We start from the raw sequence: 16,862 nt of genomic DNA, 5'->3' as shown, positions 1-16,862 counted from the left end.
TCCCTCAGGCAGCCCCCACAGCACGCGCACGGCCCGTACAAGCAACCGGCACGGCTCCGCCGCAGAATTCCGGGCATTGCGTTTCGCCTGCCCGATCGGAGCTGAGATCCGATGTCCGAACAGACCGCCGCGCCTGTCCTCGTCGCCTTCTGGCAGCGACAACTCGACGCCCTTCCGGAGCCACCGGACCTGCCATTCCCGCCCGTACCCGAGACGACGGCGGCCGGCGACCCGACTTCGTCCGGCGGCACGGCCGGCGTGGCGCTGCCGGGTGGTTCGTCCGAGGCGTTGGTCGACGCGCTGGCCGGTGTGTTCGGGTTGCTGCACCGCTGGACCGGGGGCGGCGACCTGCTCGCCGAGACGCCGGCCGGCTCGACCGCGCCGGAACGCTGGCTGCCCATGCGCGTGCGAGTCCCCGAGAATCCCACCTGGACGGAGCTGCGGGACCTGGTCCGGACGGCGCTGCGCGAGGCGCGGGCACACGAGTCGGGGCTGCCCGCGACGGTCCCCGAGCACCGACCGGTGGTGTCGGTGGGCCTCGGGGCGCTGCCGTCGGGGGCGCGGGGCGTGCTGCGGCTGCTGGTCGACGACGACGGATCGCCGACGCTCACCGTCACCCATCCGAACGCGGCGCTGATCGGGGTCACGCTGACCGTCCTGCTCGCCCGCGTCGCGGAGCGGCCCGAGGCGCGCCTGGCGGACCTGCCGCTGCTCGAGCCGGCGACGGAACGGCGAGTGGTGGCCGAGTGGAACGCCACCGACACCGCCTACCCCCGCGATCGGTCGGTGCCCGACCTGTTCGCCCAGTGGGCCCGGGAGACACCGGACGCGCCAGCGCTGCGTAGCGGCGACGAGATGCTCAGCTACCGGGAGGTGGACCGGCGGGCCAACCAGTTGGCGGGGCACCTGCGTCGACTGGGCATCGGCGCCGAGGCGCTGGTCGGCCTCTGCCTCACCGAGACCGCCGGCTGGGTGATCGCCGCCCTGGCGACGCTCAAGGTCGGTGCCGCGTACCTGCCGCTGGACCCCGGGTACCCGCCGCAACGGCTGGCACTGATGTGCCGCGACGCCGCGCCGGGAGCGATCCTGCACACCGCCGCGCTGGCCGACCGGCTGCCGGACGACGGGACACCGCGCATCGTCCTGGACCGGCTGCCGGCCGCCGACGACCCGGCGGGCCCGCCGGAGGTGCGCATCCACCCCGACCAGCTCGCGTACGTGATGTACACCTCCGGCTCGACCGGCCGGCCCAAGGGCACCGGCGTCAGCCACCGCAACATCGTCCGGCTGGTACGCGACACGAACTTCGTCGACGTACGCCCCGACGACGTGATGGGGCAGGCCGCCACGATGTCCTTCGACGCCGCCACCCTGGAGGTGTGGGGGGCGCTGCTCAACGGCGCCTGCCTCGCCGACCTGGACATCAACGACGTCATCGTGCCGGAGCGGCTGCGCGAGCGCCTGCGTGCCACCGGCGTGACGATGATGTTCCTGGCCACCTCCGTGTCCCGACAGTTGGCGACGGAGGCCCCGGACGCCCTGGCCGGGTTGCGCTACCTGACCTTCGGCGGGGAGCAGGCCGACCGAACGGCGGTCAGCCGGCTGCGGGCCGCCTGCCCGGACACGACAGTGGTCAACGGGTACGGCCCGACCGAGGGCACCACCTACACCACGACGTACGACTGCGCCCTGCTCACCGCCGACGACCAGGTGGTGCCGATCGGTGGCCCGGTCGCCAACACCCGGGTGTACGTGCTGGACCGGTTCCTCCAGCCGGTGCCGCCCGGCGTGCTCGGTGAGCTGTTCATCGGCGGGGACGGGGTGGCCCGCGGCTATCTCGGCCGCCCGGAGGCCACCGCCGACCGGTTCGTGCCGGACCCGTTCGGGCCGCGCGGCGGGGGTCGGCTGTACCGCACCGGCGACCTGGTCCGACAACGCGCCGACGGGTTGATCGAGTTCGTCGGGCGGTTGGACCACCAGGTCAAGATCCGTGGGTACCGGGTGGAGCCGGGTGAGGTGACCGAGGTGCTCCGCGGCAGCGGGCTGCTGCGCGACGCCATCGTGCGCGCCGACCGCGACGGGGCGGGCGACGCCCGACTCGTCGCGTACGTGGTGCCCGCCGACGGGGTGCGCGTCGAGGCGGTCCGGGAACGTGCCCGGGAGCTGTTGCCCGATCACCTGGTGCCGGCCGTGTTCGTGGCGCTGCCCCGGCTGCCGCTCAACCGCAACGGCAAGGTGGACACCAACGCGCTGCCCGCACCCGACGCGCTGGCCGTACCGGACGACCCGTCGGCGCCCGACGTGCCACCCGCACCCGAGGTGACCTCGGCCGACGACGAGGACGCCGGCCCGCGTGCCGGGACCGAGCGGACCGTGGCCGAGATCTGGCGGGACGTGCTCGGTGTGCCGGTGCGTCGACGCGACGACGACTTCTTCGACCTCGGCGGCCGGTCGTTGAAGGCGACCCGGGTGCGGTCCCGGCTGTCCGCCGCGATCGGCGCGGAGGTGCCGTTGCGACTGATCTTCGACCACCCGACCGTCGCGGCGCTGGCCGCCGCGGCGGACGAGATCACCGGGGTCCGTGAGGCGGCGGTCCAGTCCTCCGTGCCGGTCGACGCGCTCCCACCGGACGCCGCACCACCCGCCGATCTCGCCGGCCTGCTCGACCAGTACGAGCACGGGAGCGCGAGATGAGCGCCGCCCTCACGCCGACCGGGCTGCGAGAGCGGGTGGACGCGCTGCCGCCCGAGCGACGGCGGGCCTTCCTCGCCGCTCTCCGCGCCGACGGTGACCGGTACGGGATCCACCCGCTCACCGCCGCCCAGGAGTGGATGCTGCTGCTGGCCCAGCTCCACCCGGAGAGCCCGGCCTACCACGTCCCGTACCGGGTGGACCTGCGTGGCGACCTGGACGTGGCGGCCCTGCGCGCCGCGCTGGACCTGGTGGTGGCGCGGCACGAGGCGCTGCGCACGGTGTTCGTGCCGTTGGACGGGGAGCCGTACCAACTGATCCTGCCGCCGGGCGGCGTGCCGCTCGAGGTGCGCGACGTGGCGGCCGACCGGATCGACGAGTACGCCGCCGCCGAGGCGGTCCGCCCGTTCGACCTGGCCCGGGGCCCCCTGCTGCGCGCCACGCTGTGCCGTACCGGCCCGGCCGACTGGTCGCTGCTGCTCTCCCTGCACCACGTGGTTTGCGACGGCTGGAGCATGGGCCTGCTCTTCGAGGAGCTGTCGGCGGCGTACACGGCGGCGCGGGACGGACGGGTCGCGCAGCTACCGCCGGTGCCGCGCGACGTGCCGGCCGCCCTGGCCCAGGACCGGCTGCTCGTCCCGGTCGAGCTGGCCCGGCGGTTGAGTTGGTGGCGCGATGCCCTAGCGGGTGCGCCGCCGGGACTGGACCTGCCCACCGACCGGCCCCGACCGGCGGAGCTGGAGGATGCCGGTCACGAGATCGAGTTCTCCTGGCCGCCTGAGCTGGCCGCCCGGGTCGCCGAGGCGGGGCGGCGCACCGGCGCCACCCCGTACATGATCTTCGCGGCGGCCTGGGCGGCGTTGCTGCACCGGCACAGCCAACAGCCGGACCTGCTGTTCGCCACCCCGGTGGCGAACCGGCAGACCGTCGACAGCGAGACGGCGGTCGGCTTCTTCGTCAACACGCTGGTGCTGCGCAGCCGGGTCGACGGGGAGGTGACCTTCGCCGCGCTGCTGGACCAGTTGCGCGACACGGCGCTGACCGCGCTGACCGACCCGGTGCCCTTCGACGCGCTGGTGCAGGAGATCCGACCCGTCCGCGATCCTGGCCGCCACCCGCTCGCCCAGGTGATGTTCGCCGTGGAGGACGGCTGGGAGCAGCGCCTGACACTGCCCGGGGTCACCGTGCTGGCCAGCGGCGAGACGCACACCGGTACCTCCATGTTCGACCTGACGCTGACCGTCATCCCGTACGAGGGTCGGATCGACGGGCGGATCGAGTACCGGACCCGGCTCTTCGACGAGCCCACCGCCCGCGGGCTCGCCGACCAACTCGCCACGCTGCTCACCGCCGCCCTCACCGACCCGGACACCCCGGTGGCCGGGTTGCCGCTGCTGCGCCCGGACACCGGTCGGGACCTGGTCGACCGCTGGGCCGCCACCGCCACCGCGTCGGCACAGCAGCCGATCCTTCCCGAGTTGGTGACCCGGCAGGCCGTCGCCCGCCCCGACGCGATCGCCGTGGCGTACCGCGAGCAGACGCTGACCTACCGGGAGCTGGACGTGCGGGCGGGCCGGCTGGCCCACGCCCTGGTGGCCCGGGGGGTGCGGGCCGAGACCACGGTCGGGGTCTGCCTGCCCGCCGGCCCGGACTGGGTGGTCGCCCTGCTCGCCGTGCTCCGGGCCGGCGCGGTCTACCTGCCCCTGGATCCGCAGTTGCCGGCGGCCCGGCTGGCCTACCTGCTCACCGACTCCGACGCCGCCCTGGTGCTCACCGGAGCCGAAGCGCAGCTGGCGCTGCCCGCCAGCGACGTGCCGCTGCTGCGACTCGACGTGCCGCTGCCACCCGCCGCCGGGCCGCTGCCGGGAACCGTCCACCCGGACGCCGCCGCCTATCTGATCTACACGTCCGGCTCGACCGGGCTGCCCAAGGGCGTCGTCGGCACCCATCGTGGGCTGGGCAACCTCGCCGAGGCGCAGGCCCGGCTGGTCGGCGTCCGCGCCGACGACCGGGTCCTCCAGTTCCACTCGATCAGCTTCGACGTGTCCCTGTCCGATCTGGTCACCGCGTTCACCGTGGGCGCGACGCTGCGCCTGCTCGGCCCGGACGAGCGCACCCCCGGCCCCGACCTGGCCGCCGCGCTCGTCCGGCACGGCGTCACAGTGGCCGACCTGCCCCCGGTGGTGCTCGACGCCCTGGACCCGGCCGGGGTGCCGGACCTGCGGGTGCTCACCGTCGGCGGCGAACCCTGCGCGCCGGACGTCGCCGCCGCCTGGTCGCGCGGCCGGCTCCTGATCAACGGGTACGGCCCGACCGAGGCCACGGTGACCGCCACCGCCGCGCGCTGCGCCCCGGACGGCACCGAACTGCCCATCGGACGGCCACTGACCGGGGTACGCGCCTACGTGCTCGATGCCGAGCTGCGGCCGGTGCCCCCCGGCGTGCCCGGTGAACTGCACCTCGGTGGTGTCGGGGTGGCCCGTGGCTACCACGGCGACCCGGCCCTCACCGCGCGGCGCTTCGTGCCCGACCCGTACGCCCGGACGCGCGGGGCGCGGATGTACGCCACCGGCGACCTGGTCCGCTGGCGCGCCGACGGGCAACTGGTCTTCCTGGGCCGGGCCGACAACCAGGTCAAGATCAATGGCTACCGGATCGAGTTGGGCGAGGTGGAGGCACGGCTCCGGCAGTGCGCCGGCGTACGCCGGGCCGCCGCCGTGGTCCGCACCGATTCGCCCGGCGGGCGCCGCCTGGTCGGCTACCTCGTCGGTGACGACCTGTTGGTGGACGAGCTACGCCAGGACCTGCTCCGGCAGTTGCCCCGATACCTGGTGCCGACGGCCTTCGTGGTGGTCGACGACCTGCCGGTCAACGCCAGCGGCAAACTCGACCCGTCCCGGCTGCCCGCCCCCGCCGTGACCCGCGCCGACCTCGGCGCCGCGTACGTGGCCCCGGACGGGGACATCGAGCGGGCCGTCGCCGAGGTGTGGCGCGACGTGCTCGGGCTCGCCGACGTGGGCGTGCACGACAACTTCTTCGACCTGGGCGGCACCTCACTGCTGCTGGCCCGGGCGCAGGTCCGGCTCAGCGACCGGCTGGGCCGTCCGGTGCCCGCCGTCGAGCTTTTCAGGTACCCGACCATCGCGCTGCTGGCCCGGTTTCTCGACGGCGGACCGTCGGTGGTTTCGCCACCCGCGGATCCGGCCGCCGGTCGCCGCCGCGACGAACGCAAGCAGGCCCTCGCCGAGCGGGCCCGACGTGCCCGTCCGGTGCCGGCAGGGGAGGGACGACCATGACCGATCAGGAGACCGGACTGGAGATCGCCATCGTCGGGATGGGTGGCCGGTTCCCCGGCGCCGCCGACGTGGACGAGCTGTGGCGGCGGGTCCTCGCCGGGGCGGAGACCATCACCCGCTTCACCGACGCGGAACTGGCCGCCGCCGGGGTGACCGAGGACGAGCGGCGACGCCCCGACCACGTACCGGCGCACGGCGCGCTGCCGGACGTCGACCGGTTCGACGCCGCCTTCTTCGGCTACTCGCCCCGCGACGCCCGGCTGCTCGACCCGCAACAACGGCTCTTCCTGGAGTGCGCCTGGGCCGCGCTGGAACGCTGCGGTCACCTCACCGGCGACCCGGACCGGCTGGTCGGGGTGTTCGCCGCCGCAGCGGCCAGCGGCTACCTGCTGCACCACCTGTTCCGCAACCCGCAGCTCGACTCGGTCAGCGAGTACGAGCTGATGCTCGCCAACGACAAGGACTCACTGCCCACCCGGGTGGCGTACCACCTGGACCTGCGCGGCCCTGCCGTGGCGGTGCAGACGGCGTGCTCGTCCTCGCTGGTCGCGGTGCACCTCGCCGCGCAGGCGCTGCTGGCCCGGGAGTGCGACGTCGCGCTCGCCGGCGGCGCGCACCTGCTGCTGCCCACCGGCACCGGCTACCGCCACGAGGTCGGCGGCATCATGTCCCGCGACGGGCACTGCCGCCCGTTCGACGTGCGGGCCAGCGGTACCGTCGGCGGCGACGGCGTCGCCCTGGTCGTGCTGCGCCGGCTGGAGGACGCTCGCCGCGACGGCGACACCGTGTACGCGGTGATCCGCGGCTCGGCGATCAACAACGACGGCCGGGTGAAGGTCGGTTTCACAGCGCCCGGTGTGGACGGTCAGGTCGCGGTGATCCGGGCCGCCCAGGAGATGGCCGAGGTCGACCCGGCGAGCATCGGGTACGTCGAGGCGCACGGCACCGGCACCGAGCTGGGCGACCAGATCGAGCTGCGGGCCCTCGCCGAGGCGTTCCGGGGCGCCGCCGACGGCCAGTGCGCGCTCGGCTCGGTCAAGTCGATCCTCGGGCACCTCGACGTCGCGGCCGGGGTGACCGGCCTGATCAAGGCGGCGCTGGCGCTGCACCACCGCGTCGTGCCACCCAGCCCGTACTGCACCGAGCCGCATCCCGAGCTGATCGGCGGCCCGTTCCGAGTGCCCACCGCCGCGACGCCCTGGCCCGACCTCGACACGCCGCCCCGCGCCGCGGTCAGCTCGTTCGGCATCGGCGGCACCAACGCCCACGTGGTCCTCCAGGCCGCCGAGCCCACCCCACCCGGCCCGCCCGCCGACACCGGCGCCACCCGGCTGCTGGTGCTCTCCGCCCGGGACGCCGACGCGCTCGACCGGGCTCGCGTCCAGCTCGCGGCCCATCTGGCCGAGCACCCCGACCTTCCGCTGGCCGACGTCGCGTACACCCTGCGCGGGTCCCGGCCGGAGCTCGGGCACCGGCTGGTCGCCGTCGCCGCCACCGCAACGGTCGCCGCCGCCCGGCTCGCCGACCGGGGTTCGGCGCTGGTCCGCACCGGCGTCGCCTCCGGTGCACCGGCGGGAGTGGCGCTGCTCTTTCCCGGTCAGGGCGCGCAGTACGCGGGGATGGGCCGCACCCTGTACCGCACCGAACCCGTCTACCGGGCCGCCTTCGACAGCTGCGCGGACCTGCTCCGCCCGCACCTCGACGTGGACCTGCGCACGCTGCTGTGCCCACCCGGTGACCCGGTCCCCGCCGCGCCGGAGCTGGACGAGACCCGGCTCACCCAGCCGGCCCTCTTCGCCGTCGAGTACGCCCTCGCCGAGCTGCTGCACCACCACGGCGTACGCCCGGCGGCCCTGGCCGGGCACAGCCTCGGTGAGTACGTGGCCGCGTGCCGGGCCGGCGTCTTCACCCTCCCGGACGCGCTCGCCACCGTCGCCGTACGCGGCCGGCTCATGCAGGCCCAGCAGCCCGGGTCGATGCTCTCGGTGCACCTCCCCGCCGACGAGGTCGCGCCTCTGCTGCCCGCCGGCGTCGAGGTGGCTGCCGCCAACGCGCCCCGCCTCACCACCGTGTCCGGCACGACCGCCGCCGTCGCCGCGCTCGCCGGCGAACTGCGCGAGCAGGGGGTGGCCTGCCGGGAGGTGCGCACCTCGCACGCCTTCCACTCGGCCATGATGGAACCGGCCCTCGCCGGGTTCGCCGCGCACTTGCGCGAGGTGCCGCTGCGCCCGCCCACAGTGCCCGTGGTGTCGAACGTGACGGGCGGCTGGCTCACCGACGACGAGGCCACCGACCCCGGTTACTGGGTGCGGCAGCTGCGCCGACCGATCAACTTCACCGCCGGCGCCGACCTGCTGCTGCGCCAGCGGTTCGCGTTGCTGGAGGTCGGCCCCGGCCGCACCCTGGCCACCCTCGCCCGCCAACACGAGGCGGCGCGCGGCGTCCCGGTGTCGACCACCCTGCCCGCCGACCGCACACCGGACGGCGAGGACGCCACTGTCGCCCTGGCGGTCGGCCGGCTCTGGCTGGCCGGGGTGCCGGTGCGCTGGCCCGACGGCCGGGCCGACGGACGGCGGCGGGTGCCCCTGCCCACGTACCCGTTCGCTCGTCAGCGGCACTGGGTTGAGCGGTTCCAACCGCAGCGGTCGGGTCCGCTCGACCTCGGGGACGTCGCGCCGGAGCCCACCCCGGCGTCCCCGGCAACCTCGCCATCCGCGCCGGCCGACGAGCCGTACGAGGTGGTGAGGCGGATCTGGATGGACCTGCTCGGGGTGGACGAGATCGGCCCACACGACGATTTCTTCGAGCTGGGCGGGCACTCGCTGCTCGGCACCCGGGTGGTGGCCCGGCTACGTGACGCGCTCGGCGTGGACCTGCCACCGGCGGCGATCTTCGAGTCACCCACCCCCGTCGCGCTGGCCCGCACCGTCGCCGCGCTGGCAAGACCGACCACCGACGTACCCCCGGCAGTTGTCCCACCCACGGACGGCGACCTGGCCGACCTGCTCGCGGAGATCCGGGCGTTGTCCCCGGAGAGCCTCGCCCGCGAGCTGCACCTGGCCCGACACGAGGAAGGAAACCGTGATGGCTGACGAGCAGCGCGTTCTGGTCAACGACGAGGAGCAGTACGCCCTCTGGCCCCGCCACAAGGAGGTCCCGGACGGCTGGCGGGACGCCGGTTGTGCCGGCAGCCGTCAGGAGTGCCTGGACTTCGTTGCGCGGACCTGGACCGACATGCGCCCCCGCAGCGTCCGCGAACACCTGGCCGCCGAGACCGCCCGGCAGGCTGAGCGGTAGCGCGGCACGCCCTCAGCCGCTGGTCAGGAGCACGAGTTGCTGGGTCGCCCGGGTCATCGCGACGTAGCGGTCGACAGCCCCCGAGATGCCGGTGCCGAACGTCTCCGGGTCGACGAGGACGACCAGGTCGAACTCCAGCCCCTTGGCCTGCTCCGGGCTCAGTGACCGGACCCGGGTCGTGGGCGGGAACGTCGGGTCGCCGATGACGCAGGCGATCCCGTCGGCGTGCGCGGCGAGCCAGGTGTCGAGGATCGACCCCAGGTCGGCGACCGATCCGTGGACGACGGGGAGTCCGTTGCCGCGGATGGAGGTCGGCACGTTGGCGTCGGGGAGCACGGCCCGGATGACCGGCGCGGCCTCCGCCATGACCTCAGATGGCGTCCGGTAGTTGATGCTCAACGAGGCCACTGTGACCCGGTCGAGCCCGACCCGCTTGAGGCGTTCCTGCCACGACTCGGTGAACCCGTGCCGGGCCTGGGCGCGGTCTCCCACGATGGTGAAGCTGCGCGACGGGCAGCGCGCCAGCAGCATCTGCCACTGGGCGTCGGTCAACTCCTGCGCCTCGTCGACGACGATGTGCGCGAACGGGCCGGCCAGCAGGTCCGGGTCGGCGTCCGGCAGCGCGGACTCGTCGACCAGGACGTCGCGCAGGTCGGGTTGGCGCAGCATCGCCAGCAGGCCCTCGCCGTCGTCGTAGGTGTCGGCCGCGAGCAGCTCGTCGACGACCCGGGCCATGTGCTCCCGTTCGACCGCGGCGGCCGGGTCACGCCGGCGGGTGCGCCCCGAGCGTTCCGCGTCGCCGAGCCGCTGCCGAGCCGCGTCGAGCAGCGGCAGGTCGGACACGGTCCAGGCCCGGGGCTCGTCGCGTTGCAGCTTGCGGACCTCCTCGGGGCTGAGCCACGGCGCGCACCTGCGCAGGTACGCGGGCACCGACCACAGGTCGCCCACGAGATCGGCCGCGTCGAGCAACGGCCAGGCACTGTTGACCGTCGCCCGCAGCTCCCGGTTACGCAGCAGCGAGTCGCGGAGCACATCGTCCGGCTCCTCACCGTCGTACCGGTCGATCAGGATGGTGATCAACTCCTCCCAGATCTCCTCGCGCGCCTCGTTGTGCGGGGTGCCCGGACCCGGTGCCCGGAAGGCGTCGGCCCAGTCGTCGGCGCTCAGGCGGACGTCGGAGTCGCCGACCGGGACCGTCATCGGGGCGACCGGTGGGTCCTCGTAGAACCGGACGGCCGCGTCGATCGTCCGGACCAGCTCGGCCGAGGACTTCAGCCGGGCCACGTCCGGGTCGGTGTCGACGGTTGCCGTGGCTCCCTCGGGGACGAGGTCGCGCAGGGTGCAGGTCTGCACGTCCTCCTCTCCGAGGCTGGGCAGGACGTCGGCGACGTAGGCCAGGTAGGGCTGGTGCGGTCCCACGAAGAGCACCCCACCCCGGCGCTGACCGAGGCGCGGGTCGGAGTAGAGCAGGTAGGCGGTGCGGTGCAGGGCGACGACGGTCTTACCGGTGCCCGGACCGCCGTCGACCACGAGGGCGCCGGCCGACCCCGCCCGGATGATGGCGTCCTGGTCCGCCTGGATCGTGCTGAGCACGTCGCGCATCCGGGCCGACCGGGCACTGCCCAGACTGGCGATGAACGCGGACTGGTCGTCGAGCGCGACGGCGTGCCCCACGAACCCGTCCGGGGTGAACACCTCGTCCCAGTAATCGCTGATCCGGCCGCGGGTCCAGCGGTACCGGCGGCGGCTCGCCAGGCCCATCGGGTTGGCGTGCGTCGCGCCGAAGAACGGCTCGGCGGCGGGTGAGCGCCAGTCGAGCAGCAGCCGTCGGCCCGTGCTGTCGGTGAGGCCGCGACGTCCGACGTACACCGGCTCGGGGTTGTCCGCCTCGACCACGTGGCCGAGGCACAGGTCCAGCCCGTAGCGGCTCAGCGAGCGCAGGCGGGCGGTCAGCCGGCGGACCTCCTCGTCCCGGTCGACGGCCTGCCGGCCCTTGCCGCCCGGTGCCCGGCGAGCGGTGTCCAGACGCTCGGACAGCTCGACGCTCAGCTGCACGAGGCCCTGCGCCATGGCCGCGAAGTGCCGCTCGTCCTGGGCGATGAGCGCCGGGTCGGCCTTGGGGGCGAGGTGATCGGGAAGTTCGAACACGGAGGTAGGCAAGGAATCCAATTTATGACTTCCATTTCGGCAGAATTTGGCCTCGGCCGACGATTCTGCGTCATAAATGGGGTCTTGCCGCAAGCCCCCCAGTGCGGTATAAGTTAGAAGTGGCGGGAGGCCGGGTGCCTCCCGTTTTCCGTGTTCAAAGCAGTTCGTCGGCCAGTTGGGTCGGCGCCTCCAACGACGCCTTCACCGCCTGGAGGAAGGCCACCGCCTCCCGCCCGTTGACCACCCGGTGGTCGTAGACGGCGCTGAGGTTGACGAACCGGCGGGTGACGACCTGGCCGGCCGCGTCCAGCGCCAGCTCGTCCTGCGTGCCGCCGATCGCCACCACGCAGGTCTGGCCGGGGAAGACGATCGGCCCGGCGAGCACCACGTCCGGGTCGGTGTGCAGGGAGACGACGATGGTGCCGCCGGCCAACTCGCCGGCGCGGAAACCGGTTCCGCCCGCCCGGGAGCGGAAGTCCATCAGCGTCTCGGCGATCTCCGCGCAGGTCAGCTCCTCCACGTCTCGCACCACAGGTATGAACAGCCCGGTGCCGACGTCGATGGTGACGCCGACGTGTGCCGCCTCGGCGAGCCGTACGCTGCTGCCGTCGCCCGGTGCGGCGAACAGCAACGGGTGCTCCTCGCGCAGCTCACCGATCGCCTTGACCAGCAGTTCCGGCAGGCCGACCAGGGTGCGGGTGGTGCGGGTGAGCTGCCGGGCCACAGTGAGGGCGGCGTCGACGCGTACCTTGATGACCGCGAGGGCCGCCGGCACCTCCCGGTGCGACTCGGTGACCACCGCGGCCACCGCCCGTTGGGCCCGGGAGAGCGCGTGCACCGGGCGGGGGTCGTCCGGCTCCGGGCCGTCGCCGGCCGCGAGCGCGGCCGCCGCGGCCACCACCACCGGCTCGGTCGCCACCGCGGGCGCCGCCGACCGGTCGGCCAGCAGGCGTTCCACATCGGTACGTCGCACCACCGCCTTGCCGAGCGCGCGCAGCTCGTCGTCACCGAGACCGTGTGCGGCGGCCAACTCCCGGGCCGAGTCGGTGAGCACCGGCCCGCCCGGGTGGGCGTCGGGCGCCGGCCCGGTCGGGGCGACCGCCGAGGAGAGGAAGCGCTGCCGGGCCGCTTCGCTGTCGAAGACGTGGCCGATGACGTCGCCGGGAGCGCACTCCTGGTTGACCTCGGTGACCCGGTGCAGCACGCCGGTGTGGTCGCTGAGCAACTCCTCCGCCGCTTTGGAGGTCTCCACCTCGGCGATCGGCTCACCGGCGCGCACCTGCTCGCCGTCCGCGGCCAGCCATTCGATCAGCACGTACGTCGTGTCGTTGTTGTTGAGCTTGGGAACGACCAGGTCAGTCACCGCTGACGACCTCCTTCACGGCTCGGCGGATGTCGGCGTCCTGCACCAGCACGGTGCGTTCGAGATGCGCGGCGGTCGGGATGACGCTGTCGGCGGAGTGCACCAGCCGCACCGGCGCCCGCAGGGCACCCCAAAGTCGTTGGTGCACCACGTGCGCCAACTCCGCGCCCCAGGTGCCGCCGGCGGTGCTCTCCTCGGCCACCACCACCCGGCCGGCCCGGGCGATCGGCGGCAGCAGGGTGTCCGCGTCCACCGGCCAGAGCCGTGACGGCACCAGCACCTGGCAGACGATGTCGTCGCGCAGCAGCAGCTCCCGGGCCACCGAAACGGCCCGCGCGGCCAACCCGCCGGGTACGACGAGCACGCAGTCGGCCTGCCCCGGGTCGTCCACCCAGACCCGGGCCACGTCGGCGTCCGGGCCGATCAGGTCGTAGCGGAACAGCTCGTCCACCACGCCGTCGGCGTACATCCGGTTGGTGTAGAGGACCTTGTCCTCGAAGAGCAGCCCCGGCCGCCCGGTGGCGAGCATGCCGGCGAGGACCGTCCGGTTGTCGTGGAACGGCGACACCTCGTGCAGGCTCAGGCCGGGGATGCCGACGAAGTGTTTCTGCGGGCTCTGGCTGTGCGTCGGGCCGTACCCCCGGTTGCCGCCGGTGGGGCAGCGCACCACCAGCCGGATCGGCATTCGCCGGCCGTACATGGCGGTGGACTTGCTGGCGAAGTTGAGGATCTGGTCGAACGCCAGCGCCACGAAGTCACTGAACATGATCTCGACGATCGCGCTCTGCCCCGCCAGGGCCAGACCACCGGCCACGCCGACGATGCCTCCCTCGCTCAACGGGGTTGACCGCACCCGGTCCGGCCAGCGCGTCGACAGCCCCCGGGTCACCTTGAACGCCCCGCCGTACGGGTCGACCACGTCCTCACCGAGCACTGTCAACCCGGCATCGTCGGCCAGCAACGCGTGCAACGCCTGGTTGAGGTTCTCCACCACCCGCTCAGCCACGATCCGCCTCCGCCCAGCGACTCGCCGGTCGGCCGGCGACCTCCCGGACCACTTGCGCCACGTACGCGCGTTGCCGCTCGTCGTGCGCGGTGAACTGCTCCGGGTACGCCTCGGCGTAGCGGGCGTACCAGTCGTGCGCCTTCGCGTACGCCAACTCGTCGGGGCGGCGGTTGTCGTCGCCCTTGCTGTGCGGCCCCACCCGGTGGGTGAGCAGCTCCACCACGTACGGCGTGGACCGTTCCCGGACCCGGTGCAGCACCGGCCCCAGCGCGGACCGGACCACGGCGGTGTCGGTGGAGGTGACCCGGAGGTGGTCCACCCCGAACGCCCGGGCCCGCCCGCCGATGCTCCCGGCGAGCTGCGCGGTGGTCGGCGTGGACTGGGCGATGCCGTTGTTCTCCACCACCAGCAGCAGCGGCAGCCCCCACAGCGCGGCCATGTTCAGCGCCTCGTAGACCGCGCCCTCGCCCCAGGTGCCGTCGCCGAGGTAGACCAGCGCCAGCCGGCCCGGCTCGGCGCGCTTGAGGTGCAGCGCCACCCCGGCGGCCACCGGCGCGCTCTCGCCCTGCACCCCGGTCGACAGGTACCGGTCGCGCAGGATGTGCTGGCTGCCGCCGACCCCGTGGCAGACCGCGCCCTCGCGCCCCATCACCTCGGCGAGCAGCCCGTGTGGATCGTCGAACCGGGCCAGGTAGTGGCCGTGGCCCCGGTGGTTGCTGAACACGAAGTCGCCGTCGGTGAGCAGCGGACGCAGCGCGACCGGCACGTACTCCTGGCCGAGGCAGGTGTGCGTGGTGCCGTGCAGTTCGCCCCGACCGAACATGTCCAGCAGCGCCAGCTCGAAGTGCCGGATCAGCAGCAGCAGGTCCAGGTCGACGTCGGCGAGCCGGGTCGGCGCGGTCGGCGGCGCCTCGGTGCGGGTGGCGGTCACCGCGTTGCCCCGTCCAACTCGCCGGCGACCAGGTCGACCAGTTCGCCGACGGCGGTCACCGCAAGGTACGCCCGCAGGTCCAGCCGGACGCCCAGCTCGTCCTCCAGAGCGGCGAGCAGCCCCAGTGCCTCCAGGCTGGTCCAGTTGGTCAGCGTCGCGAACCGGACATCGGGCGAGAGCTGCTCGGCCGGTACGTCGGCGACCTGTTCGATGAGGTCCGCGACGGTGGTGAACAGATCAGGCACGAACGTCTCCCTCCTCCAGGGCGATCCACGCCGGCAACAGCCGGGGTGGTGGGTGCAGTGGCAGCACGTGCCGGATGGTGCCGTCCTGTTCGGACGCCACGGTGAACCCGGTGGCGGGCCAGACCGCCCCGCCGGGCTTGTTGCGGGTGGTGGGTCGGAACAGCGCCTCCAACCGGGTCGCTCCGGTCGAGCCGGCCAACTCCGCCACCCGGTGCAGCGCGGCCTGTTCCACGCCGCGGGAGAAGACCCGGCAACTGAGCACGAAGTTCTCGATCACCCAGGCGTCCGGGTCGCGCCGGTCGAGCCACACCCCACCGACCAGCCCCTCGGCGCCGAACCGGTCGGTGACCTCGACCGTGAGCACCAGGTGGTCGGGTGAGGCAGCCCGCTGTCGGGTCTGCGCCTCGGTGTGCGCCCGCTCGGTCATGGTGAACTGGTTGGTACGCAACCCGAGCTGCGCGACCCGGGGCAGGCTGAGGTCGTCCACCGGGCGGACGGTGACCCGCAGTTTCAGCTCGTGCAGGTAGTCCGCCGCGGAGTCGAACGTGGCGGCGAAGCGTTCCCGGCCGCTGCGGGCCCGGTACAGCTCGGTGCGCTCGCGGTCGGTGGCCCCGGTGGCCAGCACGGTGAAGTGCCCCTCGGCGAGCAGCCTGCTGGAGAAGCCGGCCGGGTCGCCGGCCAGCTCCACCACCCGTACGGCCGGTAACTCGTGGCGTACCAGCTCGCACTCGAAGGGGCTGTCGTCGGCGAACACCACGGCGTCCAGGCCGAGGTTGAGGGTGCTGGCGAGCTGACGCAGGTTGTCGTCCTTACGCCCCCAGTTGACCGCCTGCGCCACGAAGTCGTCGGCCCGCAGCAGCAGATCCGGGTGCTGCGCGAACGCCTCGGTCACCAGGTCGGGGTCGTTCTTGCTGCACACCGCCAGCAGTACGCCCTGTCGGCGCAGCGCCAGGGCACGTCGCTGCACGTCCCGGTGGCAGTTGCCCGGGTAGTCGGTGCCCAGCATGATGCCGGCCAACCCGTCGTCGCCGAGCACACCCGCCCACAGCGTGTTGTCCAGGTCGAGCGCGAGCACCTTCGCGGTCCGGCCGAGGACCGCCCGGCAGAAGGCTGCGGCCTCGTGGGCGTAGCGGCGTTCCACTGTGGGCGTCCAGGCCATGCTGGCGAACCGGTACAGGCGCTCGTCGCGCACCGGGCCGTCGTGGTCCACCAGCAACGTCTCCAGGTCGAGGGTGTACGTCGTGTCCCGCTCGCCCAGCTCCAGCAGTCGACCGTTCAGCTCCCGCCAGACCCGCCCCAAACCGGCCCGGCCCCGGAAGCTGACCAGGCTGCGGTGCTCCAGCGGGGACAGCGGCACGGTGTGCAGCAGCAACGCGCCGCCGCTGCGGGCCGCGTACCCGCGAACGGCTGCCTCCAGGACGGCCGCCCGCTCGCCCAGCGCGTCGGCCAGGCCGCCCAGGTCGCCGGGGTCCCACTCGGCGGGCAGGAACCAGCCGTCGTGCAGCAGGCAGAGCGTGACGTCCGGCCGGAACTCGGCGAGCGCGGAGCTCGGGTCGCTGAGGTCGAGGACCACCTGGTCGAAGCCGGAGACGTGGATCTCGGCGGCGATGCCGATGCGCAACAGCGCCACCCGCAGCAGCGGCTCGACAGTGCCCGGGGTGAACGTGCCGGTGATGGCGACCCGCAGCGGCCGGAGCGGGAAGTTCGGGCTGGACAGCTTCTCGGCGGGCACGTCGGCGAGCAGTCTGCCGGCGGACGCGACGGTGGTGACCGCGGCGTCGTCCAGATGGACCAGGCCGGGTGCCAGCTCCGGGTCTGCGGGCGCGTCGGCGCGGCGTAGCCGGCGGATCCGGAGGAGGACCTCCTCGACTCTCATTCCGTCTTC

10 protein-coding genes are annotated in these 16,862 nt (G+C 73.7%); 4 read left to right on the top strand and 6 right to left on the bottom strand.

All coding sequences use genetic code 11. From position 1 onward, the window contains the following. The first annotated feature begins 111 nt into the window (after nt 1-111). Genes ACQRWP_RS14255 through ACQRWP_RS14240 form a run of 4 tightly spaced genes read left to right on the top strand, consistent with a single transcriptional unit; the run spans nt 112 to nt 9,284 of the window. Nucleotides 112-2,694 (top strand): non-ribosomal peptide synthetase, encoded by a 2,583-nt coding sequence (locus tag ACQRWP_RS14255; RefSeq protein WP_430502708.1) that lies wholly within the window; start codon nt 112-114, stop codon nt 2,692-2,694. Then, nucleotides 2,691-5,987 (top strand): amino acid adenylation domain-containing protein, encoded by a 3,297-nt coding sequence (locus tag ACQRWP_RS14250; RefSeq protein ID WP_430502707.1) that lies wholly within the window; start codon nt 2,691-2,693, stop codon nt 5,985-5,987. The genes ACQRWP_RS14255 and ACQRWP_RS14250 overlap by 4 nt, the downstream gene beginning before the upstream one ends. After that, nucleotides 5,984-9,079, top strand: a complete 3,096-nt coding sequence (locus tag ACQRWP_RS14245) for a type I polyketide synthase (RefSeq protein ID WP_430502706.1) — start codon at nt 5,984-5,986, stop codon at nt 9,077-9,079. The genes ACQRWP_RS14250 and ACQRWP_RS14245 overlap by 4 nt, the downstream gene beginning before the upstream one ends. Next, entirely contained in the window at nt 9,072-9,284 is a 213-nt protein-coding gene (locus tag ACQRWP_RS14240) for an MbtH family protein (protein WP_430502705.1), read from the top strand. Before ACQRWP_RS14245 ends, ACQRWP_RS14240 begins: the two co-directional genes overlap by 8 nt. 12 nt (nt 9,285-9,296) lie before the next feature. Here the strand turns inward: ACQRWP_RS14240 and helR are convergent, their stop codons facing one another. The 6 genes from helR to ACQRWP_RS14210 form a co-directional block, all read right to left on the bottom strand. Then, nucleotides 9,297-11,432 (bottom strand): RNA polymerase recycling motor ATPase HelR, encoded by a 2,136-nt coding sequence (gene helR / locus ACQRWP_RS14235; protein ID WP_430502704.1) that lies wholly within the window; start codon nt 11,430-11,432, stop codon nt 9,297-9,299. A gap of 154 nt (nt 11,433-11,586) precedes the next feature. After that, on the bottom strand, nt 11,587-12,795 hold the full coding sequence (locus tag ACQRWP_RS14230; protein WP_430502703.1) for a 2-oxo acid dehydrogenase subunit E2: 1,209 nt from the start codon (nt 12,793-12,795) through the stop codon (nt 11,587-11,589). Next, complete coding sequence (locus tag ACQRWP_RS14225; RefSeq protein ID WP_430502702.1) at nt 12,788-13,801, bottom strand: alpha-ketoacid dehydrogenase subunit beta; 1,014 nt, start codon at nt 13,799-13,801, stop codon at nt 12,788-12,790. Before ACQRWP_RS14225 ends, ACQRWP_RS14230 begins: the two co-directional genes overlap by 8 nt. Then, nucleotides 13,794-14,732: a thiamine pyrophosphate-dependent dehydrogenase E1 component subunit alpha gene (locus ACQRWP_RS14220; protein ID WP_430502701.1), complete on the bottom strand. Its 939-nt coding sequence runs from the start codon at nt 14,730-14,732 to the stop codon at nt 13,794-13,796. Before ACQRWP_RS14220 ends, ACQRWP_RS14225 begins: the two co-directional genes overlap by 8 nt. After that, nucleotides 14,729-14,977, bottom strand: coding sequence for a phosphopantetheine-binding protein (locus tag ACQRWP_RS14215; protein WP_430502700.1), 249 nt, complete (start codon nt 14,975-14,977; stop codon nt 14,729-14,731). The genes ACQRWP_RS14220 and ACQRWP_RS14215 overlap by 4 nt, the downstream gene beginning before the upstream one ends. Further along, nucleotides 14,970-16,853 carry an HAD-IIIC family phosphatase gene (locus tag ACQRWP_RS14210; RefSeq protein WP_430502699.1) on the bottom strand — a complete coding sequence of 628 codons (1,884 nt, stop codon included), beginning with the start codon at nt 16,851-16,853 and terminating at the stop codon, nt 14,970-14,972. Before ACQRWP_RS14210 ends, ACQRWP_RS14215 begins: the two co-directional genes overlap by 8 nt. Nucleotides 16,854-16,862: the final 9 nt, after the last annotated feature.

It is taken from the genome of Micromonospora trifolii (genome assembly GCF_050516465.1).
Lineage (GTDB): Bacteria > Actinomycetota > Actinomycetes > Mycobacteriales > Micromonosporaceae > Micromonospora > Micromonospora trifolii.
The sequence above is the reverse complement of the archived record's forward strand: the minus strand, read 5'-3'. Positions and strand labels throughout refer to the sequence as shown.

What these genes read in the sequence shown, in the direction of transcription:
- ACQRWP_RS14255 (WP_430502708.1), top strand. Translation starts at nt 112, where the DNA reads ATGTCCGAACAGACCGCCGCGCCTGTCCTCGTCGCCTTCTGGCAGCGA.
- ACQRWP_RS14250 (WP_430502707.1), top strand. Translation starts at nt 2,691, where the DNA reads ATGAGCGCCGCCCTCACGCCGACCGGGCTGCGAGAGCGGGTGGACGCG.
- ACQRWP_RS14245 (WP_430502706.1), top strand. Translation starts at nt 5,984, where the DNA reads ATGACCGATCAGGAGACCGGACTGGAGATCGCCATCGTCGGGATGGGT.
- ACQRWP_RS14240 (WP_430502705.1), top strand. Translation starts at nt 9,072, where the DNA reads ATGGCTGACGAGCAGCGCGTTCTGGTCAACGACGAGGAGCAGTACGCC.
- ACQRWP_RS14210 (WP_430502699.1), bottom strand. Translation starts at nt 16,853, where the DNA reads ATGAGAGTCGAGGAGGTCCTCCTCCGGATCCGCCGGCTACGCCGCGCC.